Annotated in this window: 19 protein-coding genes; 10 read left to right on the forward strand and 9 right to left on the reverse strand. The window is 65.3% G+C overall.

Annotated elements, in window-relative coordinates; translation table 11 throughout:
* Positions 1-102 precede the first annotated feature (102 nt).
* From HH302_RS12190 to HH302_RS12205, 4 genes are all read right to left on the reverse strand, one after another.
* Positions 103-756: a PEP-CTERM sorting domain-containing protein gene (locus HH302_RS12190; protein ID WP_172202430.1), complete on the reverse strand. Its 654-nt coding sequence runs from the start codon at positions 754-756 to the stop codon at positions 103-105.
* 370 nt (positions 757-1,126) lie between these two features.
* Positions 1,127-1,426 (reverse strand): HU family DNA-binding protein, encoded by a 300-nt coding sequence (locus HH302_RS12195; protein WP_281391266.1) that lies wholly within the window; start codon positions 1,424-1,426, stop codon positions 1,127-1,129.
* A 103-nt stretch (positions 1,427-1,529) separates the two neighbouring features.
* Positions 1,530-1,757, reverse strand: a complete 228-nt coding sequence (locus HH302_RS12200; protein WP_172202432.1) for a hypothetical protein — start codon at positions 1,755-1,757, stop codon at positions 1,530-1,532.
* Between the two features lie 131 nt (positions 1,758-1,888).
* Positions 1,889-3,478 (reverse strand): response regulator, encoded by a 1,590-nt coding sequence (locus HH302_RS12205; protein WP_172202433.1) that lies wholly within the window; start codon positions 3,476-3,478, stop codon positions 1,889-1,891.
* A gap of 155 nt (positions 3,479-3,633) precedes the next feature.
* Here HH302_RS12205 and rapZ point away from each other — a divergent pair, with 155 nt between their 5' ends.
* From rapZ to mgtE, 4 genes are all read left to right on the forward strand, one after another.
* Positions 3,634-4,476: an RNase adapter RapZ gene (gene rapZ / locus HH302_RS12210; protein WP_172202434.1), complete on the forward strand. Its 843-nt coding sequence runs from the start codon at positions 3,634-3,636 to the stop codon at positions 4,474-4,476.
* Between the two features lie 15 nt (positions 4,477-4,491).
* A complete protein-coding gene (locus tag HH302_RS12215; RefSeq protein ID WP_172202435.1) occupies positions 4,492-4,881 on the forward strand; it encodes a NusG domain II-containing protein in 390 nt (129 codons plus the stop codon).
* Positions 4,862-5,395, forward strand: a complete 534-nt coding sequence (locus HH302_RS12220) for a Gx transporter family protein (protein ID WP_172202436.1) — start codon at positions 4,862-4,864, stop codon at positions 5,393-5,395. Before HH302_RS12215 ends, HH302_RS12220 begins: the two co-directional genes overlap by 20 nt.
* Positions 5,396-5,509: 114 nt before the next feature.
* On the forward strand, positions 5,510-6,955 hold the full coding sequence (gene mgtE / locus HH302_RS12225) for a magnesium transporter (RefSeq protein ID WP_172202437.1): 1,446 nt from the start codon (positions 5,510-5,512) through the stop codon (positions 6,953-6,955).
* A gap of 24 nt (positions 6,956-6,979) precedes the next feature.
* Here the strand turns inward: mgtE and HH302_RS12230 are convergent, their stop codons facing one another.
* The 5 genes from HH302_RS12230 to HH302_RS12250 all read right to left on the reverse strand — a co-directional run bounded on the left by HH302_RS12230 (position 6,980) and on the right by HH302_RS12250 (position 11,937).
* The gene (locus HH302_RS12230) at positions 6,980-7,744 is read right to left on the reverse strand and encodes an ABC transporter substrate-binding protein (protein ID WP_172202438.1); all 765 of its coding nucleotides are present in this window, start codon (positions 7,742-7,744) and stop codon (positions 6,980-6,982) included.
* Between the two features lie 69 nt (positions 7,745-7,813).
* The gene (locus HH302_RS12235) at positions 7,814-9,037 is read right to left on the reverse strand and encodes an MFS transporter (protein WP_172202439.1); all 1,224 of its coding nucleotides are present in this window, start codon (positions 9,035-9,037) and stop codon (positions 7,814-7,816) included.
* Between the two features lie 100 nt (positions 9,038-9,137).
* Positions 9,138-10,421, reverse strand: coding sequence for a glutamate-1-semialdehyde 2,1-aminomutase (hemL, locus tag HH302_RS12240; protein WP_172202440.1), 1,284 nt, complete (start codon positions 10,419-10,421; stop codon positions 9,138-9,140).
* Positions 10,422-10,492: 71 nt separating this feature from the next.
* Complete coding sequence (gene thiE / locus HH302_RS12245) at positions 10,493-11,116, reverse strand: thiamine phosphate synthase (protein WP_172202441.1); 624 nt, start codon at positions 11,114-11,116, stop codon at positions 10,493-10,495.
* Positions 11,113-11,937 carry a hydroxymethylpyrimidine/phosphomethylpyrimidine kinase gene (locus HH302_RS12250; protein WP_172202442.1) on the reverse strand — a complete coding sequence of 275 codons (825 nt, stop codon included), beginning with the start codon at positions 11,935-11,937 and terminating at the stop codon, positions 11,113-11,115. Before HH302_RS12250 ends, thiE begins: the two co-directional genes overlap by 4 nt.
* Positions 11,938-12,041: 104 nt before the next feature.
* On the opposite strand from HH302_RS12250, the gene HH302_RS12255 reads away from it, so the two are divergent.
* The 6 genes from HH302_RS12255 to HH302_RS12280 all read left to right on the forward strand — a co-directional run bounded on the left by HH302_RS12255 (position 12,042) and on the right by HH302_RS12280 (position 22,394).
* Positions 12,042-12,194 carry a rubredoxin gene (locus HH302_RS12255; protein WP_206256560.1) on the forward strand — a complete coding sequence of 51 codons (153 nt, stop codon included), beginning with the start codon at positions 12,042-12,044 and terminating at the stop codon, positions 12,192-12,194.
* 161 nt (positions 12,195-12,355) lie between these two features.
* Positions 12,356-12,712 (forward strand): PleD family two-component system response regulator, encoded by a 357-nt coding sequence (locus HH302_RS12260; RefSeq protein WP_172202666.1) that lies wholly within the window; start codon positions 12,356-12,358, stop codon positions 12,710-12,712.
* A gap of 26 nt (positions 12,713-12,738) precedes the next feature.
* Positions 12,739-13,104, forward strand: coding sequence for a response regulator transcription factor (locus tag HH302_RS12265; protein WP_172202444.1), 366 nt, complete (start codon positions 12,739-12,741; stop codon positions 13,102-13,104).
* 16 nt (positions 13,105-13,120) lie between these two features.
* Entirely contained in the window at positions 13,121-13,642 is a 522-nt protein-coding gene (locus HH302_RS12270; RefSeq protein ID WP_172202445.1) for a chemotaxis protein CheW, read from the forward strand.
* Between the two features lie 64 nt (positions 13,643-13,706).
* Positions 13,707-15,860, forward strand: a complete 2,154-nt coding sequence (locus HH302_RS12275; RefSeq protein ID WP_172202446.1) for a methyl-accepting chemotaxis protein — start codon at positions 13,707-13,709, stop codon at positions 15,858-15,860.
* 24 nt (positions 15,861-15,884) lie between these two features.
* Positions 15,885-22,394, forward strand: a complete 6,510-nt coding sequence (locus HH302_RS12280) for an Hpt domain-containing protein (protein ID WP_172202447.1) — start codon at positions 15,885-15,887, stop codon at positions 22,392-22,394.
* The last annotated feature ends 44 nt before the right edge of the window (positions 22,395-22,438 follow it).

Raw genomic sequence — 22,438 nt, forward strand, 5'->3', positions numbered from 1 at the left:
GCGTCCGCCGATTCGTCGCCCGAAAAGAAAAAGCCCTGAGAAATCAGGGCTTTTTGCTGTGTGGCATCCGAGCGCCAGACTCGGCGGCCGGTTGATGAGGTATCAGCCGGTCTTGCGGCGGCGCGATGCGGCGAGTCCGACGAGCCCGAGACCGGTCAACAGCAGCGTGGCGGGTTCCGGCACCGCTGCCGATTCGGTGTCGAGCGTGAGACGGAAATCGCGGTTGAAGAACACCCAGTGATTGGCGTCCGCCCGCGCATCCGCGGTCAACGCAATGGTCAGCGTGTTGTCGGCGAGGTCGCTGCTGAAGTCGGCGGCCGAAAGATCCCAGCTGTAGGGGCCATATCCCGCGGCCGATTCGGAGCCGAGAAACGCGTTGAAACCGTGGAAGCCGTTGTAGGTCAGCGCGGGGTAGGTGTGGCCGCCCAGCGTGTCGTCGTCGACGTGGTAGGCCTTGATCAAGGAATCGCCGGCAAACGAATTGGCCGTGGCGCTCAGCTTCACGCTGCGCAGGCTGGTCGAATCTGCCACGCCGCTCAGATCGAAGCGCAGATACGTCACCAGGAAGTCGGTGCCGTAGCCGTAGATCCCGGACCACAGACCCCCGTAGCTGTAATGCGAGATGTCGCCCATGCCGCGATGGACGCTGGTGCTGTCAGTCGCGCTCAACGTGTAGATGACACCCGCGCTGGCCGTGCCGATCCCTGCCAAAGCCAGCGCCAGCGCGAGGCTTGTCTTGCCGATCATGTGCCGCATACCACTCTCCCTTGTGACGTAGTCCAAACAAAAACGGAATTCATCCGGTCTGGAAGCAACCCAGGTGATACGGGCGTTCCGATCGTGGGCCACGTTCTGATGCGCGGCACTGCCGTCGGGAGCGATGCGTCCGCCGGAATGGTTCGGACGCGCAGTCGGAATCGCGATTCTCGCGAGGCGGTCGCGGTACGGAATTGATCTGGCGTGGGGGTGGGGCGTTGCGCGGCGGAAATATGTCACACAGATAGACGGATTTCCCTTGTGCCGGCTTCGCAAGTGGAAACTCCGGCGGGAGCCCAAAAGAAAACGCCCCGCAGGGGCGGGGCGTTCATCCGCTCGGCCAGCGGTGGCTGGCCGATGCGACGGTCAATTACTTGTTGACCGCGGCCTTCAGCTTGGCTCCGGCGCTGAACGTCGGGGCCTTCGATGCGGCGATCTGGATCGCTTCGCCGGTCTTCGGGTTGCGGCCGGTACGGGCGGCACGCTTGCTGACTGAGAAGGAGCCGAAGCCAACCAGGGAGATTTCGTCGCCGGCGGCGAGGGTTTCGGTCACGACATCCAGCAGGCCGTCGAGGGCTTTGGCGGAGTCGGTCTTGGTGAAGCCGGTCTTGGCGGCCAGCGCATCGATGAGTTCGGATTTGTTCATGATTCGGGTTCTTTTCCGGGTTATGTGAAAAGCGTGTGGCCACGCCGGAAGGGGATGTTATCCCATGACGGCGCGGAATGGCGTTGCAAAGCTTGAAAACCTTGGGTTTGGCACGAAAAAAAGCGTGTCAACCGTTTGCCGGGCGGGCCAGCCCGCGCCAGCGGCGAATCCCTCGCACGCTGCGACGCAAGTCTATGCCAAATACGCGGCGGAACTGCCACCAGCCGCGATCGCCGCCCAACACTGCCCATTGTGCCATTTGCTGCTCGCCATCTTCGGTCTGGACCTCGTACCAGCCGTCACGCACCGGTGCGGTGTTGGCGGGGAACCATCCGGTCAGTCTGGGCTTGCGCATACATGCCTCCATGGGGCTTGCCAGCGCTTGGATTCGGTTATCCAAGCGTATTTGCCGTTGCGGGCGGCTCGCTGCCGCATTTCTAGCATAGCGCCAGGCCGCGGGCGCGTGCATGAGCCCGCCATGCCAGTTCAGCTGGTGTCTGAGACGATCGCCTTGCGGGTCGTTGGCTTGTGGCGGTCGCCGCCGTTGCGCACCGCAATCCGGTCATAGCGGATATGTGCCTGAATCACCTCGCGCTCGCGCGGTGCGGCGCTGAAGGCGTCGATCAACAGTTCACGGCACGCCGTCGCGCGATCGGCATCCCAGGCGCTGTCCAACGCATCGAGTGCCGCGGCGAGCGCTTGCAACAGCCGTGCGGTGGCTTCCGGATCCGCTTCGGTACCCGGCGGGGGCATCGCCATCGGCGGCGCTGCATCCGCGGGCGGTGCAGCGGGTTTGATGCGCCCGAGGCGGCGCCTGAGGCTCGCGTCGAGCTTTTCCGGGTCTCCCTCGATGCGCTCGGCAACCTTCAATGCATCTTCGTTGCGACCACTCTCGATGCAGACTTCCGCGAGGTCGACTGAAATTGAGACCGCAATCTGCGGCGTCGCCGCGTGGACCGACAGCGCCCGGTCGATCGCGGCGCTCGCGGCCTCCAGCTGGCCTTCGTCGCGCCGCAACCGTGCTTCGGCGACATCGCTGGCGATGAGCCCGTCGGCCGTCTCCGCGTGGGCCTGGCGCATGGCCTTGAGGCGTTCGTCGGCTTCCTTGCGGGTGCTTTCGCCGACCAGATTCTTCAACAAGGTCAAATGGTCGTCGATCTTGGTACGTGCGCTCTTTTGCGTTCGGTCGACCACCTTGCGCATCGCGCTGGCGGCGCGTTCGCGGTCGCCCGTTTCCGAGGCGAGTTTGCCCAGGTGGCGCAGCCGTTCAAGGTTGGCGGGCGAGAGCGCGTCGGCACGCTCCAGGTAGTCCATCGCCGCGGCCAGGTCGCCGCGCTGCTCATGCGTGCGGGCGAGAAAGTCGTACACCGAGAGGTACTCAGGGCATTCGAGGTTGAGCTTCGCCGCTTCGTCGGCGGCTTCGTCAAGCTGGCCGCGTTTCTGCAGCACCATCGCGTAGCCCATGCGCGCCCAGGGCACGGCGCGCTGGGTGGATACGCTGGTGTAGATCTCGGCGGCTTCATCGATGCGATCAAGCGTGAGCAAGGCTTCGGCCTTGATCCGTTGCGCATCCAGCGTGTGGTGGCCCTTGCCCGAGATCACCTTGTCGCAGGCGGCCACCACGCCCGCGTAATCATGCTCCGCCAGCTTCGCGAAGACGTCCTTGAGGATCTTCTTCTTCATCAGCGCAGCCATCACCCGGTGGCTCAGGTCATTGGCCGAAAAGGGCTTGATCAGGTAGTCGTCGGGCGCGAACTCCACTGCCGAGATCACGCGCTTGTAGGTGCGCTCGCCGGTGACGATGAGGAACACGGACGATAGGGGCAGCAGGCTTTGGTAGCGCAGGTCTTCGAGCAGCTCCACGCCGTCTTTCTGGTTGTCCAGGTGGTGGTCGCACAGCACCACGTCGAAGCTGCCGTTGCGGCACTGGCGCAGCAGGTCGGTGGCATTGGCTGCCATGCTGGCCTGCTGGATGCCGATCAGCGCCAGTTGCGTGCGTAGCCAGGTACGCACCGAGCCTTGCTGATCGGCGATCAGCACTCGAATCTGCGAGAGGTCGAGATTGGGCAACTGCAAGTGAAGAGCTCCCTGTGTCGTGCCGGCTTGGGTGTGCGAAGACACCCTCACGCCGGATAACGGCAGTTTCGCCCCAATGCTTAATCGCGACGCGCCTGACAGGCTGCCAGGCTTCCGTTATGCTCGGGACACCCCCGTGCCGACCCCCCGACACCATGCAACTGATTCTGATCTCCGGCCTCTCCGGTTCCGGCAAGAGTATCGCGCTCGCGGTGCTTGAAGATGCTGGTTACTACTGCGTCGACAACCTGCCGGCACCGCTGCTGCCTGGGCTGGTTGCCCACCTGCGCGGCGCGGGCTACGAGCGCGTCGGTGTTGCCGTGGATGTGCGCGGCGGCGCCAGCCTGCAGGCGTTGCCCGAGACCATGGCTGCGCTGCGCGGCGAGGTCGAGGACGTCCGCTTCGTTTTTCTTGAAGCACGCAACACCACGCTGATCGCCCGCTTTTCGGAAACCCGTCGCCGCCACCCGCTTGCGGACGACGGCGTGACGCTGCTCGAAGCGATCGAGCGTGAGCGCGACGCGCTGGAAGCCGTTGGCGAGCTGGGCCAGCGTATCGATACCAGCGATCTGCATCCGAATACGCTGCGGGTGTGGCTGAAAGACCTGATCCAGGCTTCGCCAGCGCAGGGCCTGACGCTGTTGGTGGAATCCTTCGGCTTCAAGCACGGCATTCCGCTCGACGCCGATCTGGTGTTCGATGTGCGCTGCCTGCCCAATCCTTTCTACGACCCCGCGCTGCGGCCGCTGACGGGGCGTGACCAGCCGGTGATCGACTTCCTCTGCGCCCACGAAGACGTCGGCCGCATGGTGCAGGACATCGGCAACTGGCTCGCGAACTGGCTGCCCTCCTACATGCGGGACAGCCGCGCCTACCTGACGCTGGCGATCGGTTGCACCGGTGGCCAGCACCGCAGCGTCTACATCGCCGAAACGATTGCCGCGCGTTTCCAGGATCAGGTGCGGGTGCTGCTGCGGCACCGCGCACTCAAGTCCTGAGCCGGGCTGGCGCCGATGCGGCTCGCGGCGCGCGACTGGCTGGCCCTGATCCGGCCGGGCGACTACCTCGTGCTGCTGCTCGCCGCAGTGCTGGTCGGCATGCTCGGGCGGCATTTCTGGCGTGGCGGCGAGGCGGATCGTGCGGAAATCCGCGCCGCCGGCAAGCTGTTTGCGACGGTGCCCTTGTCTGCGCCGCAGGTGATTACGGTGCCGGGCCCGCTCGGCCTGACGAAGATCGAAGTCGACATCGGCCGTGCGCGCGTTGCGAGCGATCCGGGGCCGCGTCAGTACTGTGTGCGGCAGGGCTGGCTCAGCACCGCTGGGGCGGTCGCAATCTGCGCGCCCAACGAGGTCACGCTCGCCTTGCTGGCGCGCCAACCTGCCTATGACTCACTCGGTTATTGAACTACGACCCGATGCGTCGGACATCCGCGTGGCGCGTTTTGCCACCGCGGCGATCGTGCTGTCGCTGGCCGAAGCGGCGATCCCGCTGCCGCTGCCGGGCGTAAAGCCGGGCCTCGGCAACATCGTCGTGCTGATCGTGCTGTGGCGCTGGGGTTGGCGCGATGCGGCCTGGGTCGCGCTGCTTCGGGTGTTTGCCGCAAGCCTGCTGCTCGGCCAGTTTCTCGCGCCTGGATTCTTCCTTGGCCTTAGCGGCGCCCTGGCAAGCCTTTGCGCACTGGGTGGTGCGGTGCATCTGCCGCGCCGCTGGTTTGGCCCGGTCACCGCGAGCCTGTTCGCCGCGTTTGCACACATCGGCGCGCAACTGGTGGTGGCGCGGCTGTGGCTCGTGCCGCACGACGGCGTGTTTGCGCTGGCGCCGATCTTTGCGCTGGCGGCACTCGTCTTTGGCCTGATCAATGGGCTCGTTGCCGCCCGCATGTTGGCCGAGCTGGAGGCCTCCGGCGCGCCGACCTGAGCCGGCGCAGGCGCTCACCATACCGCTTTGCTTGCCCGGCGCCGCTAATCGTTCGCGGTTGTCACACGATTCCCGTACACTCCGCACTCCCTCCAGCCTGCCGGCGTAGTGAAGATGGCAGAAGTCCACGAAACCCCGCATCACAGCGACGACGTACAGCAGCACCTCCGTGAGGTGCAGGCGGCGCTCGCACGTCACAAGGTTGTCGAGGAGCTGGTGCATCGGCAGGAAATGCCCAAGCACGAGCTCGTCGAGAACCTGGTGCACAAGCAGCACCTTGCCGAGCTCGCAACGCGTCTCGACAAGCTCCACCCGGCGGACATCGCCTACATCCTCGAAGCGCTGCCGCTCGACGAACGTCTCGAAGTCTGGGATCTGGTCAAGGCCGAGCGCGACGGCGAGATCCTGCTCGAAGTCTCGGATGCGGTTCGTGAATCGCTGATCGAGACGATGGACCAGGCCGAGCTGGTGGCTGCGGCCGAACAGCTCGATGCCGACGAACTCGCCGACCTTGCCCCTGACCTGCCCAAGCAGGTCATGGAGGATGTCTATCTCGGCCTCGATGCCGAGGCGCGCGAGCAGTTGCGTGCTGCGATGTCCTACCCGGAGGATTCGGTCGGCGCGCTGATGGACTTCGACATGGTCACCGTGCGCGAAGACGTCAGCCTCGAAGCGGTGCTGCGCTACCTGCGCCGCTTCGACGAACTGCCTGATCACACTGATCTGCTCTTCGTGATCGACCGCAAGGAGCGCCTGCGCGGCGTGCTGCCGGTGGGGCGCCTGCTGATCAACGATCCGGACGTCGTCGTCAGCGACATCATGCTGACCGAGCACCTCACGCTGGAGCCGGGCGACTCGGCCGACGAGGCGGCGATGGCCTTCGAACGTTACGACCTGGTGTCGGCGCCGGTGGTCGACTCGCACCACCGCCTGCTCGGCCGCCTCACCGTGGCTTCGGTGCTCGATTTCGTGCGCGAGTCGTCGGAAGCCGAGCTGCTCGGGCAGGCCGGCCTGAAAGAAGAAGAAGACATCTTCGCGCCGATCGTCGACTCGGTGAAAAACCGCTGGCGCTGGCTGGCGATCAACCTGGTCACCGCCTTCATCGCCTCGCGCGTGATCGGCGCCTTCGAAGGCTCGATCCAGAAGCTCGTCGCGCTGGCCGCGCTGATGCCGATCGTCGCCGGCATCGGGGGTAACTCGGGCAACCAGACGATCACGATGATCGTGCGCGCCATCGCGATGGGGCAGGTTGCGGCGGAACACGGCAAGCGCCTCTTCCGCAAGGAAATCGGCGTCGCGCTGTTCAACGGCATCGTGTGGGGCGGGCTGCTCGGCCTCGCGGCGATCCTGCTCTATCGCGATATCAAGCTGGGCATGGTGCTGACCGCGGCGATGACGCTCAACCTGCTGCTCGCCGCATTCATGGGCGTCGCGATCCCGATGACTCTGATGCGCTTTGGCAAGGATCCGGCGGTGGGCTCTTCGGTGCTGATCACGGCCGTGACCGACTCGGGCGGCTTCCTGATCTTCCTCGGGTTGGCGACGCTGATTCTGCTGTAGCCCCGTGGCGGGGGCGTCGTTGCCTCAGTCGCGCGGCGGCGCTTGCTTGAGGATGCGCTGGTAGCTGCCGTTCTCGACCAGGCGTGCCCAGGCGCTGCGCAGCTTGTCCAGCGTTTCGCGTGGGGTGGCCGGGTTGGCGGCCAGGTAGAGCGTGAGCTTCATGCCGAGCGCCACGGTCGGCTCGAACTGGCTGCAATCCAATTGCTCGGCGCGGCAGTAGGCATCCAGGCTGCCCGTGGCGATCGGTGCGTAGTCGACACGGCCCAGGCTGAGCAGCCGCATGGCCTGCCGGTTGTCGGTGGTTTCGATCAGTTCGGTCTGGGGCGCAAAGCCCTGTTGCTGCAGATAGATTTGACGCGCATCGCGCGGCACCACGGCGATCGTGTGTCCGCGCAGATCCGCCAGCACTTGCGGATGCAGATCGGTGCGGCGCTTGAGTTTGTAGAGTCTGTGCTCGAGCGTGCCAAGCGGTCCGATCCATTGAAACGCCGCCTCGCGCTCGGCGGTGCGCCCGATCGGATAGACCAGTACGGCATTCTGCGTGGCGGCGGTCTGCATCACTGCGTTCCAGGCGCGCAGATCGAGCCGGTATTCGAGCCCGGCCTCCTTCAGCAAGGCTTCGATGAATTCGGTCGAGCTGCCAACCACGCGGCCGTCGCGCAGGCTGCTATGCGGTTGAAGTTCCTCGGTCATCACCAGCAGTTCGCCGGCAAGGGCGCGCGAAGCCGATAGCGTGGCGACAAGCGATGCTGCGGCGACAAGCATTCGGACAAAGGCTTTGGCTGGCATGGCCACTCCGGCAGTCTGTTGAGCTTGAGTCTAGGCCCAGTCGCAAAATCCGGCGAGAGGCCGCGACAGTCAGGCCGCAGCGGTGCGCAGCACCGGCGCCTCGCGGATCGGCAGGTTCACCAGCGCCGCTGCGCCCGCCAGCGCAATATCGGCGTACCACATCGCGTCGTAACTGCCGAGGCGGGTAATCGCGATGCCACCTAGCCATGCGCCGAGAAAGCCGCCCATCTGGTGCGACAGCAAGGTCAGGCCGAACAGCGTGGCCAGATAGCGGTGGCCGAACAGTTTGCCGACCACCGCAGCGGTGGGTGGCACGGTGGCGAGCCAGGTCAGGCCCAGCCCGGCGGCGAAGAGATAGAAGGTCAGCGGCGTTTTCGGCGCGACGAGATAGAGCGCCACCAGCAGCGCGCGCGAGCCATACATCCAGAACAGCACGTACTTGCTGCGCATGCGCTGCACTGCCCAGCCGGCGGCAAGGCTGCCGAAGATGTTGGCCAGCCCGATGATCGCCAGCGACCAGCTCGCCACATTGCCCGGCAGGCCGCACAGCTGCACTTCACCCGGCAGGTGGGTGACGAGGAAGGCGATGTGGAAGCCGCAGGTGAAGAAGCCGGCGTGCAGCAGCAGGTAGCTGCGGTCGCCCATCGCATCGCCAATCGCCGCGCGCAGGCCGCGGTCGGCTGGTGCGTGCGGTGCGGCAGGCTGTTGCGGCACATTGCGGTCGCCGACCAGAGGCCGGATCAGCGGCAGCGCCGCGAGCGAGATCAGCGCGAGCGAGAACATCGCGCCCATCCAGCCAAAGCCGCCGATCAGGCGCTGCACCAGCGGCGCGAACACGAACTGGCCGAAGGATCCGCCGGCGTTGATGATGCCCGACGCCATGCCGCGTTTTTCCATCGGCAGCTTGCGGGCGGCGGCGCCGATCAGCACCGAGAAGCTGCCCGCACCGGCGCCCGCGGCGGTCAGCACGCCGATCGCGAGCGACAGCCCGAAGGCCGACTGCATCAAGGGTGTCAGCGCCAGCCCGACGGCCATCAGGAAGGTCCCGCCGACCAGCACGCGGCCCGGTCCCCAGCGGTCTGCGATGGCGCCCGCCACCGGCTGCGCCGCACCCCACATGAACTGGCCAATCGCCATGGCGAAGCTGATCGTGACGACACCCAGGCCGGTCGCGCTGTTGATCGGCGACACGAAGAGCCCCATCGACTGCCGTGCTCCCATCGTGATCATCAGGATCGCGGCCGCGGCGAGGGTGACGGTCCACCAGGTGCGTGCTTGGGTCGGGGTCAGCATGGCGGCTCCGTTCAGGGAAGGCGGCGATTATCGGGGCCGCGCCGTGCGGCCGCCATCCGTACCGATACGGAGGCGACAATGCCGCCCCCGTTCGCGTCGATCAGCCGAGAGTGGCGAACACCGCGTCAGCAGCGGCGATCGTTGCCGCAACGTCGGCTTCGGTATGCGCCGCCGACACGAAACCGGCTTCGAACGAGGCCGGCGCGAAGTAGTGGCCGGCGTCCAGCATGCCGTGGAAGAAGCGGTTGAAGCGCGCTTTGTCGCAGGCCATCACCTGATCATAGGTGCTCGGCAGCGCGTCGGTGAAGTAGAGGCCGAACATGCCGCCGACCGCCTGGGCACAGAAGGCGACACCGTGCTGCTTCGCCGCCGCGGCAAGGCCGTCGGTGAGCTGCTTCGTGCGCGCCGAAAGGTTCTCATAGAAGCCCGGAGCGCTGATCAGGCGCAGGGTTTCGAGGCCCGCAGCCACCGCCACCGGGCTGCCTGACAAGGTGCCTGCCTGATACACCGCGCCAAGCGGTGAAATCTTTTCCATGATCTCGCGCCGGCCGCCGAAGGCGCCCACCGGCATGCCGCCGCCGATCACCTTGCCCAGCGTCACCAGATCCGCATCGATACCGAACAGGCCTTGCGCGCCCTTCGGGCCAACGCGGAAGCCAGTCATTACCTCGTCGAAGATCAGGATGCTGCCGTGCTTGGTGCACAGCGCGCGCAGCGCGTCGAGGAAGGCGCGGCTGGGCATCACGAGGTTCATGTTGCCGACCACCGGTTCGAGGATCACGGTGGCGATCTCGCCGCCGCGGCTGGCGAACACTTCTTCCAGTGCGGCGACGTCGTTGTAGGGCAGCACGATGGTGTGCTTGGCGAAATCCGCCGGCACGCCGCCCGAGGACGGGTTGCCGAAGGTCAGCAGGCCCGAGCCGGCCTTCACCAGCAGGCTGTCGGCGTGGCCGTGGTAGCAGCCTTCGAACTTCACGATCGCGTCGCGGCCGGTGAAACCGCGCGCGAGCCGGATCGCGCTCATCGTTGCCTCGGTGCCCGACGACACCAGCCGCACCATGTCGAGGTTGGGCACGAGGCGGCACAGGGTTTCCGCCATCTCGACCTCGATCTCGGTCGGTGCGCCGAACGAGAGCCCCAGCGCTGCTTTCTCCTGCACTGCGCGGATCACGTCCGGGTGGGCGTGGCCGAGGATCGCCGGGCCCCAGGAGCCGACATAGTCGATGTACTCCTTGCCGTTGGCGTCCCACAGCCGGCTGCCCTGGGCGCGGGCAAAGAAACGCGGCGTGCCGCCGACGTTGCGGAAGGCGCGAACGGGCGAATTGACGCCGCCGGGGATGCTGCGTTGGGCGCGGTCGAAGAGCTCTTGATTGCGATCGGTCATGGTTGGGACTCGGGAATGCGATTTCGAGGCCGGCGATTGTCTCACCGCCGGGCGCTCGCGTCCCGTGACGATCAGTGGCCGGCGAACAGTGCGGCGTAGGCGGCAGCACGTTCGCGCGGCGTGGCGGATTCGTAAAGATCGCTGATCACCGCGAGCAGGTCGGCGCCAGCGGCGACCAGCGCGCCGGCGTTCTCTGCGGTGATGCCGCCAATGCAGGCCACCGGCTTGCCGAACGCACGCGCTGCGCCGAGCAGCGACATCGGTGCCGGCGGCGCATGGGGTTTGGTCGGTGATGCGAACATCGCGCCGAAGGCGACATAGTCGGCGCCGCACTCTGCCACATCGCGCGCACGGTCGAGATCGGCATAGCACGACACGCCGATGATCGCGGTGGCACCAAGCCGGGCGCGCGCGGCGGCCAGTTCGCCATCGTCGCGGCCGATGTGGGCGCCGTCCGCGCTAATTGCGGCAGCAAGTGCCACATCGTCGTTGATCAGCAGCGGCACGGTGTAGCGCTGGCACAGCGCCAGCAGCGCGGTGGCCTGCGCGAGCGCGAGCGCCGAGTCGGCGAGCTTGTTGCGGTACTGCAGAAGCACCGCGCCACCAGCGAGAATGGATTCGGTTGTCGCCAGCAGGCGAGCCGTATCGGTCCAGTCCGGCGTGATCGCGTACAGCCCGCGGCGCAAACGAGTCATGGCTGGCCCCCGAGCGGGCGATGCGGAATCCGCCGCCCCATGCCGAGCTGCTGTGCATTGGCGAGCGTCTGCCAGACATAGGCCTGCGCGCTCCGCGCAGCGTCGGACAAGGCCTCGCCGCGCGCCAACCTTGCCGCGATGGCCGCCGAGAGGGTGATGCCGGCGCCGAGGTAACTTCCCGACAGGCGTTCCCATGCATCGGTCCGCACCACGCCCCGGATCCCGTAGAGCGTGTTGATGACTTGCGCGGTGGGCTCGTGACTGCCGGTGATCAGCACATGCTCACAGCCCGAATCGAGCAGGATCTGCGCACATTCGGCGAGCGAACGACCGGCCGGACCGTCGCTTTCCTGTTCGTCGGCCAGCAAACGCGCTTCGATGCTGTTGGGAATGAACAGCGCGCACTGCGGCAACAAAAGTTCACAAAGTGCGCCGATCAGGTCTTCATCGATCTGGCCATCATCGCGGCCACCGTAAAGGTCCGGGTCCAGCACGACCGGCACGCTCGGATAGTCGGCCACCAGCGCCGCGACCATTGCGGCGGTTCGCGCGTCGGCCAGCGTGCCGACGTGGAAGGCCGAAACCGGCAGATCCTCAAGCACGGCGCGCGCTTGCTCGTCGATCAGCTCAGCCTCGACCGGCCAGAAACGCTCCACGTTGCGTGTGTCGCGCACGCTCAAACCGGTCGTTACGCAAGCGGCATGCGCGCCGGCTGCCGCGATCGAAAGCGCAGCACCAACGTTGCCGCCACCCCCGGAAGGGTCGCTGCAAGCGAGGCTCAACACGACTGGAAGTGCCGTGGCGTGGGGCGGGGAGGGCATTGGGGGACGGCGGGCGGGGCCGCGAAATGCGGTAAGATCGTGAAATCTTAAATGAATTTCATAAAGAAATGAGTTTGTCAGCCGATACCCCGATGCGTACCTGGATGTGCCTGATTTGCGGCTTCATCTACGACGAAGCGCAGGGCCTGCCCGACGAGGGCATTGCACCGGGCACGCGCTGGGAAGATGTCCCGCCGAACTGGACCTGCCCCGAATGCGAAGCGCGCAAGGATGATTTTGAACTCGTCGAAATCTGAGCAAGAAACAGCGCCGAAGCCGGCGCTGCTGGCGTTTTGCGGTGCCGCGCGGGTAATTTCAGTTATATTCACGCGTCACATCGACAATTCCAACAATACGGGCATGAACTGCGGAGGTATGCGTCTTGGCTGATGCTTCGACCCTCAACGGCGTGAAGGTGATGGTCATCGACGACTCGAACACCATCCGGCGCAGCGCAGAGATCTTCCTCGCCCAAGCCGGCTGTCACGTGCTGCTCGCCGAAGACGGCTTTGATGCCCTGGCGAAGATCGCCGACCATCATCCCGACATCGTCTTTGTTGACATCATGATGCCGCGGCTCGATGGCTATCAGACCTGCGCGCTGATCAAGAAGAACCCCAAGTTTTCCGGTACCCCGGTGATCATGCTGTCGTCCAAGGACGGTCTGTTTGACCGTGCGCGTGGCCGCATGGTCGGGTCCAACGAGTATTTAACGAAACCCTTTACCAAGGACAGCCTGCTCAAGGCGGTAGCCGCACACGCCGGCCGCGCCTGACCCCGCTGAGCAAACAAGGAGCACCCATGCCGATCAAAAAGATTCTCATCGTTGATGATTCGCCCACCGACCGTTTTGCCTTGATGGAGTACCTCGTCAAGCAAGGCTACAACGTCGTCACCGCTGAAGATGGCGCCGATGGCGTGCAGAAGGCGAAGGCTGAACTCCCCGATCTGATCCTGATGGACGTCGTGATGCCTGGCATCAACGGCTACCAGGCCACTCGTACGATCTCGCGCGAAGATACGACGCGCCATATCCCGATCTTCATGTGCACCTCGAAGGATCAGGAAACCGACAAGATCTGGGGCATGCGCCAGGGTGCCAACGATTACCTGACCAAACCGCTCGATCTCGATCTGCTGCTCGAAAAGATCAAGGCCCTGGGCTGAAAGCGGAGCGGCGAGCATGGCCAAGCGCATCAGTCTGAGAGAGTTCCAGCAGGATCTTTCGAACCGTCTCGCCGGCACCAAGAACGCACCGGCCAAGCCCGCCCTGCTGGCGGTGCTCGCCGGCGGCGAGGGCTGGCTGGTCGATCTTGCCGATACTGGCGAAATCCTGGCCGTTCCACCGATCGCGCCTGTTCCGCTGACGCAGGACTGGTTCCGCGGGTTGGCCAACGTTCGCGGCAATCTTTTCAGCGTCGTCGATTTCCCGGCGTTCCTCGGTTTGTCCCAGGTTGTAACCGGCAGCGAATCGCGTTTGCTGCTGGTGGGCTCACGGCTCGGTGTGAATACCGCCTTGCTCGTCTCCCGCGCGATCGGTCTGCGCAACCCTGACGATTTCGATGTCGACCCGCGCTTCCACGACCCCCGTCCATGGGTCGCGGGCGGGCTGCGTGATAGCCAGGATCGCCTCTGGAAGCGCCTGTCGGTGCGGCAACTACTCGCCGAACCGCGCTTCCTCGATGCGGCCAACGTGAATCACTGACCGCACAGCCCCTGAATACCCAAACGCTCACAACAACATAACGTCCGCACCTCGGAGTACCTGCATGGCCCTCAAACTGTTCGGCCGCACTCTCGGCCAGAAGCGCCCCGGCGCAGAGCTGTCCGGCGACAGCACGATCATGGAAGACACAGTGATGGAGGCCAAGGCAGGCGCTGCCGCGGCCTCTGGACTGTCCCGACTGCCTCTGCTTGGCGGCAAGACGGTGGCCGAGCAGCTGCGTCTGCTGGGCATCCTGTTCGGTCTCTTCACGCTGATCGCGGTGGGCCTCACGGCATGGCAGCTGCGTAGCGCCGGATTCGGCACCGCCTACGTGTCGGCGGCTGGTCAGATGCGCACCCTGTCGCAGCGTCTCGCGAAAGCGGCGCAGCAGGCACTGCAAGGTAACCCGGGCGCCTTCACGGAATTGAAGGACAGCCGTGAGCGTTTCGAGCAACTGCTTGGTGCGGTGAGCAACGGCGGTTCGGTCGACGGCACTTCGGTACCGGCAAGCGGCCGCAGCGTGCGTGAAGAGCTCGACGGCGTGACCAAGCTCTGGGAAAAGACCAACAAGGACGCCCAACAGCTGATCAGCCAGCAAAAGAACCTCTCCACCCTCGGCGCGGCGGTGACGACGATCAACTCGGAAAACCCGAAGCTGCTCGACTTGTCCGAGCAGGTCGCCGCTTTGAAGCTGCAGACCGGCGCGAATGCGCGCGAGATCGCAACCGCGAACCAGGTCGTGATGCTGACGCAGCGTATGGCGAAGAACGCCAACGCGCTGCTCGTCGCTGACGCGATCGACCCGGAAGTGGCCTTCCTGCTGGGCAAGGACGCCAACACCTTCCGCGAGCTGGTCGAGATTCTTGAGAACATGACGCCGGACTCCGACCGCGACATGAAGAACAAGATCGGCGCGCTGCGCGAAGCGGGCGAAGAACACCTGCAGGGCGTTCAAAGCATCCTTGGCAACATTCAGCTGCTGGTGCAGGCGAAGCGTGCCGGTAGCCAGATCTTCAACGATTCGTCCAAGCTGCTGACCGCCACCGACGCGCTGGCGACCGGCTACAACAAGGCCTACGTCGGATTCACCGCGCTGACCGCGCTGATCATCCTGTTCGCGGCGCTGGCGCTGGTGACCCTCGCGCTGCTCGCGAAGGTCTACAACGACGACCTGAAGATGCGCCAGACCGAAGCGGAGCGTCAGCGTGCGCAGGCGGAAGGCGAAAAGAACGCCACCCAGCAGGCCATTCTTCGTCTGATGAACGAGATGGGCGACTTGGCGGATGGTGACTTGACGGTGCGTGCAACGGTTACCGAAGACATCACCGGCGCGATCGCGGACTCGGTTAACTACACGATTGAAGAACTCTCGGTTCTGGTACGCCGCCTGAACGACGCAGCAGGCCGCGTGACGGCAGCAACCGAATCCGCGAAGCAAACCTCGGATGAGCTGATCGACGCCGCTGAAAAGCAGTCGCGCGAGATTCAGCAGGCCGGCTCGCAGGTGACGGAGATGGCGCGCCAGATGACCGACGTGTCGGGCAACGCGCTGCAATCCGCTCAGGTTGCCCGCCGCTCGCTGGATGCAGCGCGTAAGGGTCAGGACGCGGTGCAGAACACGATCAAGGGTATGAACGAAATCCGTGAGCAGATCCAGGAAACTTCGAAGCGGATCAAGCGCCTCGGCGAAAGCTCGCAGGAGATCGGTGAAATCGTGGAACTGATTTCGGACATTACCGAACAGACCAACGTGCTCGCGCTGAACGCCGCAATTCAGGCTGCATCAGCCGGTGAAGCCGGTCGCGGCTTCACGGTGGTTGCGGAAGAAGTGCAGCGCCTCGCGGAACGTTCCGCGGAAGCAACCAAGCAGATCGCGGCGATCGTGAAGACGATTCAGACCGATACGCAGGATGCTGTGGCCGCTATGGAAAACTCGACCCGTGGTGTGGTCGATGGGGCCAAGCTGTCCGATGCCGCAGGTCAGGCACTGTCCGAGATCGGTGACGTGTCGGTGGAAGTGGCCTCGCTGGTTGAAAAGATCTCGTCCGACACGCAGAAACAGGCAAACGTCGCGACCGAGGTGGCAGGCACCATGCGCGACATTCAGAGCCTGAACGAACAAACCACCCGCGGTACGCAACAGACCGCCGTCTCGATTGGCCAGCTCGCCGACCTCGCGGTCGAACTCAAGGGCTCGGTTTCCGGCTTCAAGGTGTAAGACCCGCAGGGAAAGACGCTGACGATGAATTCCGAGATGGAACTCGACATCGCCCCGCTGACTTGGGTCCGGGGCGAGATCGACGCTGCCCTGGCCCGGGCACAGGATGCTTTGACCAAGGTGGAAGCGGGCGAGGACCGCAGCGAACAGCTGCGCTTTGCCCAGAACCATGTCCACCAGGTCCAGGGGGCGCTCTCCGTCGTCGGTCTCGACGGCGTGACACAGTTTGCCGAGGCGCTCGATGCGCTGCTGGCCTCGCTCGCGGGGGGGCAGATCGAATTTGGCGATACGCATGCGCCGCTGCTGCGCCGTGCGCTGATCGCACTCGGCAACTATCTTGCGGAGCTGCAGGACGGCGCGCCGCATCAGCCGCTGCGCCTCTACCCGCTCTACGCGGAGATCGCCGAGGCCCGCGGCATCGAGGTCCCGGGACAGAGCGAACTGTTCTTCCCGAATCTGGCCGTGCGGCCATCGCAGGATTCGCACGTCAGCCTAGATCCGGCGGTCGCAGCCAAAGAGTTGCGCACGGCCCGCGCGCGTTTCGAGAAAGGCCTGCTGTCCTGGCTGCGCGAACCCGCGTCGGACAGCGGCCCGCGCCTGATGCTTGTTGCGATCCAGCGGATTGCCGAAATCAATCCGGCTCCTGGTGCGCAGGGCTTCTGGTGGGCATCGATTGCGTTCTTCGAGGGCTTGGCCCAGCGTGCGATCGCCGCTGACCGCGATGCGCAGCGCCTGTGTCGGCGAATCGACACGCAGATGCGCCGCCTGCTCGAAGGCTCGCATGTTGTGGCCGAGCGTCTTGTGCGCGACGTGCTGTTCCATGTGGCCAACGCGAGCATCAATACCGAGCATGCGCGTGCGGTGCGCAGCGCGTTCCGTCTTGATGCCTTGCTGCCCGCCGCAGCTGACGCGCGCATCGCAGAAACGCCCTTGGCGCCGGTGCAGCGCGCATTGCGCGAAGCGATCGAGAACGCCAAGGAGTCGTGGAACAAATTCGCGGCAGGGTCTGCAGTTGGTCTGCCGCAGTTGCAGGAGAACCTCGCGGCCGCGCGCGCGCCGTTGCAGACGCTGCATCAGCCCGCTGTTGCGCGGCTGGTTGAGGCGCTGCATGGCACCGCGGCGTGGTTGCGCAAGGATCCGCTGAAGTCGAACGACGACCTGTCGATGGATGTCGCGACGGCTTTGCTGATCGCCGAGCAGGCGGTTGATGCCGCCTCTGCCCCCAGCCAGGATCTGCTGCAACGCCAGGTCGATGCGTTGGTTGCGCGCCTCGCCGCGCGTGAGGCCGGCCGCGATCCGGGCGAGCTCGACGAACAGCTGTTCGGCGAAAGCTCGCGACGTGCGCAGGAGCGCTTGTTCTTCAACCAGCTGGCGCGTGAGATTCAGACCAGCCTGGGCCAAGTCGAGCAGACGCTGGACACGTATTTCCGCAATCCGTCCAACAGCGCCGCGCTGGCCGCGCTGTCGGCTCCGCTCAAGCAGGTCGAGGGTGCATTCTCGATGCTTGGCGAGACCGACGCCGCCAAGCTGGTCGCAGAGAACGCCGCGCGTGTTGCGGCGCTCGGCGGCGAAGAGCCGGTTGCTCCCGAAGTTTGCGAACAGATCGCGCATGAGTTCTCTGCGCTGGGCTTCTTTGTCGAGGCCCTGCGTTTCGGCCCGGCGCGGCTCGAGAAATTCCTCGCCCCGCAGGGCGGGGCTGTAGCGCCCGAAGCACCCGCTACGATCGAAGCGGAAGTGCGCCAGCAAAGCCGCGAGACGCAGCAGCTGATCCAGCAATTGGCGGAAGCGCCTGCCGATCAGAAGGTGCGCGAAGAACTCAAGCAGAACCTCGAAACCCTGCGCGAAGACGCAGCGTTGCTGGCCGACACCAAGCTCGAACAGCAGGCTCGGGAAGCGCTCGCGGCGTTGAAGACGGGCGATGACTCCGCGAAGGTGCAGGAAGTTGTCGCCGCTATCGCCCCCGCTGCGGCACCGGAGCCTTCGGCCGATGCGGCTCGCCTGATCTCCGCCAGCGAAGACGAGGTCGACGCCGAACTGCTCGCGATCTTCCTGGAAGAAGCGCACGAGGTGCTGGAGACAATCCGCTCGCACCGCGAGGCGGCCTCGCTTGATCCGCACAACCACGAAAACATCGTCACGATTCGCCGCGGCTTCCATACCCTCAAGGGTTCGAGCCGGATGGTCGGCCTCAACGACTTCTCCGACGCGGCCAAGGCGGTGGAATTTTCGCTCAACCGCTGGTTGCAGCAGGAGCGTGACGCGACTCAGCCCTTCCTTGATCTCGTCGCCAACGCCCATGTGCTCTTCGGCGCCTGGGTGACGCAACTGGAAGCGGGTGGCAGCACATGGCGTGACGCAAGTGCTTTGGTCGCCCAGACCGAGGCGCTTGATGCGCTGATGGAAGGCGTCTCGCCCGAAGTCTCGACCGTCGCCCCTGTGGCGCCGGTGGAAGTACCTGCGGCGGCGCCCGCGTCCGCTGCGCCCGAGGCCGACCTGGATCTCGAGCTTGAGTTCGACAGTGCCGAGCCCGAGATCGATCTTGCCTCGACCTTGCTCGCCCCGGTGCAGGACTCGGTTGCCGAAGAAGAGCCGGAAACCGTTGATCTGACCGCCACCCTGCTCGCACCGTTCGACGATGCAGTCAGTGCCGCCGAGCCCGCGAAGCCATTGATGGCTGAGCTGGATGAACTCAAGGCCGACGCGGTTGAGCAAGAAGAAGTCTTCGATCTCACCGCCAGCCTGACCGGACCGGAAGATCTCGCGTCGCTGAGTTTCGAGTCCGAGCCGGAAGAGCTCGTCGAGCCGCCAATGATGGCGCCGATTGCGCCGTCGCCCGCGCCGACGAGCGAAGCGACGCTCGATTTCGATCTGGCCGAAGTGTCGCTGACCGACGAAGAGGCGCTGCCTTCCCACTCCGGCGAGGAAGAAGTCGATCTGACGGCGACGCTGCTCGCGCCGCTGGAAATGCGCGAGGCTTTCCTTAACGCGCATGACGAACCTGCGCCTGCCGAGGAAGTGCCGAGCCTGCCGACGCTCGACCTCGATCTGGAACCGGAGCCCGAACCCGAAGAGGTGCTGGAGGTTCAAGCGCCGGTTGAGCTCGCCCCGGAACCAGAACCCGAGGCCGCCGCACCGATCGAGATTCCGGAGATCGTGCCAGTCGAGCCGCTCGAGGCGGATCTGGCGCTCGAGTCGCTGCAGGATGTCGTGCTTGAGCCGGTTCCTGAACTCGTGCCCGAAGCCGAGCTGGTTGAAACCGCCGCTCCGGTGGAATTTGGGGTGGCTGAAGAGGCTGCGCCAATCGAACTCGAAGTGCCGGAGCTGTTGCCGGTCGAGGAAGGCACGGACGAGGCCAGCCTTGCAGAGCTTGAAGCGCTCGATGCCGTCCCCGAGATTGAAGAGGTGGACGACACCGCGGCGCCGGCCGAGCTGATCGAGCCGGTTGATCTCGCGCTTGAGCCCACCGGATCTGACGCGCAAGAGCTGGACGAGCTGGATGCCATCGATGACGCCGTCGCGTCGGGCGATTTGACCCTGGAAGAGCCCGAGGCGCCGCCGCCCGAGCCGGACACCGTGCGGATCGGCGACACCGAGATTTCGCGCCAGCTCTTCGAGCTCTACATCGCTGAGGCGCACCAGCACGTCGCTACGCTGCGCGAAGAACTGCCGCGCTTCCAGCACAACCCGGTGCTGGTGCCGCAAGAGCCCGTCATTCGTGCGGCACACACGCTGGGTGGCATTTCCGGCACTGCCCGCATCGATTCGATCCGCACGCTGGCCAAGGCGCTCGAACACGCGCTTGCTCGTCTGCATCTCGCCGAACAGGCGCCGACGCCGGATCAGGCCGATCTATTCCGCTTGAGCGGCGAACGCCTGCAGGCCATGGTGGCCGAGGTGGACGCGCGGCAGATGCCGCTTGCAACGCCCGAACTGGACGACGCGCTGGAGCGTGTAGTGGCGCATGCCGAGCCGGAGGTCGTGGAAGAGACGCTTGAGGCGTTGGATCTCGCCACGCTGACCGAGGCCGAAGAGCCGACCGTCGACGCCGAACCCGAGGCCTCGTTCGACGAGACCCTGGTGCCGGCCGAAGCCGCTGCGCTTGAAGAGCCGGTCACCGTGGCCGAGGAGGCGCCGCTTGCTGCGCTGCCCGAAGCGCACGAAGCGGTGTTCGAGGCTGAAGAGGCCCCGATCGTTGCGGCCGTCGAGGCGCCCGAGCCCGAACGCGCGGTGGTGCACGACGATCTCGACGAACAGCTGTTGCCGATCTTCTTCGAAGAAGCCGAAGAACTGATGCGCGACCTCGCTGCCGAGGCCCGCAAGCTGCATAATCCGGCTGAAGCCGAAGAGGGCGCTCAGGCGTTTGCACGCCTGTTGCATACCCTCAAGGGCAGCGCCCGGATGGCCGGCGCGATGACGCTCGGCGAGTTCGTGCATGGCATCGAGAACCGCTTGCTGCACGCACGCGCTGCCGGTGTAGACGGCACGCAGCTCGCCGACGACATGGAAAGCGGCCTCGACGCGGTGGGCCACATGGTTCAGCGCATGCAGCGCGGCGAACCTGCGCAGCCGCCAGTCCACGCTGCCGTGAGCGCTGCACCCGCGGCAGACGCCCAGGCGCCGGATACAACGGTCGCCACGGCTGCGCCCGCAGCGCCGAAGCCGGCCGCGCCTGCGATGGTCAGCGTGGAGGAGGCGGAAGCGCAGGCTGGGCCGCGTGCAACGCTGCGTGTGCGCTCCGACATGGTCGACCGCTTCGTCAACGAGGCCGGCGAAATCTCGATTGCACGTACACGTATCGAAGGCGAACTGCGCACGCTGCGCCGCTCGCTGCTCGATCTGACGGAAAACGTGATTCGTCTGCGCAACCAGCTGCGCGAAGTTGAAATCGCGGCCGAAACGCAGATGCAGGCGCGCGTTGCGCAGGCCGAACATCAGCATGCCGACTTCGATCCGCTCGAATTCGACCGATTCACCCGCTTCCAGGAACTGACGCGGATGATGGCCGAGTCGGTCGGTGACGTGACGACGATCCAGCAGAACTTGCTGAAGAACCTCGACGCCGCCGATACTGCGCTGCACGCGCAGGGCCGCTTGTCGCGTGACCTTCAGCAAGCGCTGATGGGCGTGCGAATGGTGCCGTTCGACGAACTCTCCGATCGCCTCTACCGCGTCGTGCGGCAGACCGCGAAGGAACTCGGCAAGCGCGCCAACCTCGACATCCGCGGCGGCACCATCGAAATCGACCGTGGTGTGCTGGACAAGATGACGGCCCCGATCGAGCACTTGCTGCGCAACGCGGTGGCGCACGGTCTGGAAACGCCGGAACAGCGTCGCGCTGCGAACAAGCCGGAGATCGGCCAGATCACGCTGACGATCACCCAGCGCAGCAACGAAGTTGCGATCGAGCTGGCGGACGACGGACGTGGTCTGGACTTTGACGGTATTCGCCGACGCGCCGAGTCGAAGGGCTTCCTCACCGCGGGTGAGAACGCCTCCGACGCGCGACTGACCCAATTCATCTTCGAGCCGGGTTTCACCACCGCCGAGAAGGTGTCCGAGGTTGCAGGCCGCGGCGTCGGCATGGACGTGGTGAAGAGCGAAACCACCGGTGTTGGCGGCCGTATCGACGTTGGCTCAGTCGCTGGCCAGGGGGCACGCTTCCTGATCCACCTGCCGCTGACGCTCGCCGTGACGCAAGCTTTGCTGGTGCGTTCGGGCGAACGCACCTACGCGATCCCGTCGAACATGGTCGAGCAGGTGCTCGAGCTCAAGCAGGACGCGCTGGACGAGCTGCGCACCAATGGTTTCGCGACCTGGAAGGATCAGCGTTATCCGTTCTTCTATCTGCCGCGTGTGCTGGGCGATCGCAAGTCACAACCGGCTGCCGGCCGCTTCCACTGGGTGCTGCTGCTGCGAGTCGGCACCGACGCAATCGCGCTGTATATCGACGAGCTGCGTGGCAACCAGGAAGTTGTGGTCAAGAACGCCGGGCCGCAGTTCACGCGTCTGCAGGGCTTCTCGGGCGCGACGGTGCTGGCCGACGGCGAGATCTCGCTGATCATCAACCCGGTGGTGCTGGCCGACCTGCTGCAATCCGCGACGGCGCATGCCGAGGCGGCCGCCGCCGCAGGCGAGCCGGTGGCGCCGCCGCCGGTCGATACGTCCTATGTGCCGACGGTGATGGTGGTCGACGATTCGCTGACGGTGCGCAAGATCACCAGCCGCCTGCTCGAACGCGAGGGCTATCGCGTCGTGACGGCGAAGGATGGTGTCGATGCGCTGGAGCAGTTGGTCGAAACGATGCCGGACGTGATGCTGCTCGATATCGAGATGCCGCGTATGGATGGCTACGATCTGACGCGCAACATCCGCGCCGACGATCGCCTGCGTCCGCTGCCGATCATCATGATCACGTCGCGCATGGCGGACAAGCATCGCAACTACGCGTTCGAGATCGGGGTGAATCACTACCTCGGCAAGCCGTACAACGAAGAAGAACTGCTCGGCCTGATCAAGGATTTCGTCAAGCGCTGAACGCCGCAGTCCTGAAACGAGAAACCCCGCTACGGCGGGGTTTC

The sequence above is a fragment of the Niveibacterium sp. COAC-50 genome, assembly GCF_013184235.1.
Lineage (GTDB): Bacteria > Pseudomonadota > Gammaproteobacteria > Burkholderiales > Rhodocyclaceae > Niveibacterium > Niveibacterium microcysteis.

Coding starts and splice junctions, on each gene's coding strand:
- mgtE (WP_172202437.1), top strand. CDS start 5,510: ATGGCAGAAGTCCACGAAACCCCGCATCACAGCGACGACGTACAGCAG.
- hemL (WP_172202440.1), bottom strand. CDS start 10,421: ATGACCGATCGCAATCAAGAGCTCTTCGACCGCGCCCAACGCAGCATC.
- HH302_RS12265 (WP_172202444.1), top strand. CDS start 12,739: ATGCCGATCAAAAAGATTCTCATCGTTGATGATTCGCCCACCGACCGT.
- HH302_RS12215 (WP_172202435.1), top strand. CDS start 4,492: ATGCGGCTCGCGGCGCGCGACTGGCTGGCCCTGATCCGGCCGGGCGAC.
- HH302_RS12220 (WP_172202436.1), top strand. CDS start 4,862: ATGACTCACTCGGTTATTGAACTACGACCCGATGCGTCGGACATCCGC.
- HH302_RS12250 (WP_172202442.1), bottom strand. CDS start 11,937: ATGCCCTCCCCGCCCCACGCCACGGCACTTCCAGTCGTGTTGAGCCTC.
- HH302_RS12280 (WP_172202447.1), top strand. CDS start 15,885: ATGAATTCCGAGATGGAACTCGACATCGCCCCGCTGACTTGGGTCCGG.
- HH302_RS12275 (WP_172202446.1), top strand. CDS start 13,707: ATGGCCCTCAAACTGTTCGGCCGCACTCTCGGCCAGAAGCGCCCCGGC.
- HH302_RS12235 (WP_172202439.1), bottom strand. CDS start 9,037: ATGCTGACCCCGACCCAAGCACGCACCTGGTGGACCGTCACCCTCGCC.
- thiE (WP_172202441.1), bottom strand. CDS start 11,116: ATGACTCGTTTGCGCCGCGGGCTGTACGCGATCACGCCGGACTGGACC.
- HH302_RS12190 (WP_172202430.1), bottom strand. CDS start 756: ATGCGGCACATGATCGGCAAGACAAGCCTCGCGCTGGCGCTGGCTTTG.
- HH302_RS12270 (WP_172202445.1), top strand. CDS start 13,121: ATGGCCAAGCGCATCAGTCTGAGAGAGTTCCAGCAGGATCTTTCGAAC.
- rapZ (WP_172202434.1), top strand. CDS start 3,634: ATGCAACTGATTCTGATCTCCGGCCTCTCCGGTTCCGGCAAGAGTATC.
- HH302_RS12255 (WP_206256560.1), top strand. CDS start 12,042: ATGTGCCTGATTTGCGGCTTCATCTACGACGAAGCGCAGGGCCTGCCC.
- HH302_RS12230 (WP_172202438.1), bottom strand. CDS start 7,744: ATGCCAGCCAAAGCCTTTGTCCGAATGCTTGTCGCCGCAGCATCGCTT.
- HH302_RS12260 (WP_172202666.1), top strand. CDS start 12,356: ATGGTCATCGACGACTCGAACACCATCCGGCGCAGCGCAGAGATCTTC.
- HH302_RS12200 (WP_172202432.1), bottom strand. CDS start 1,757: ATGCGCAAGCCCAGACTGACCGGATGGTTCCCCGCCAACACCGCACCG.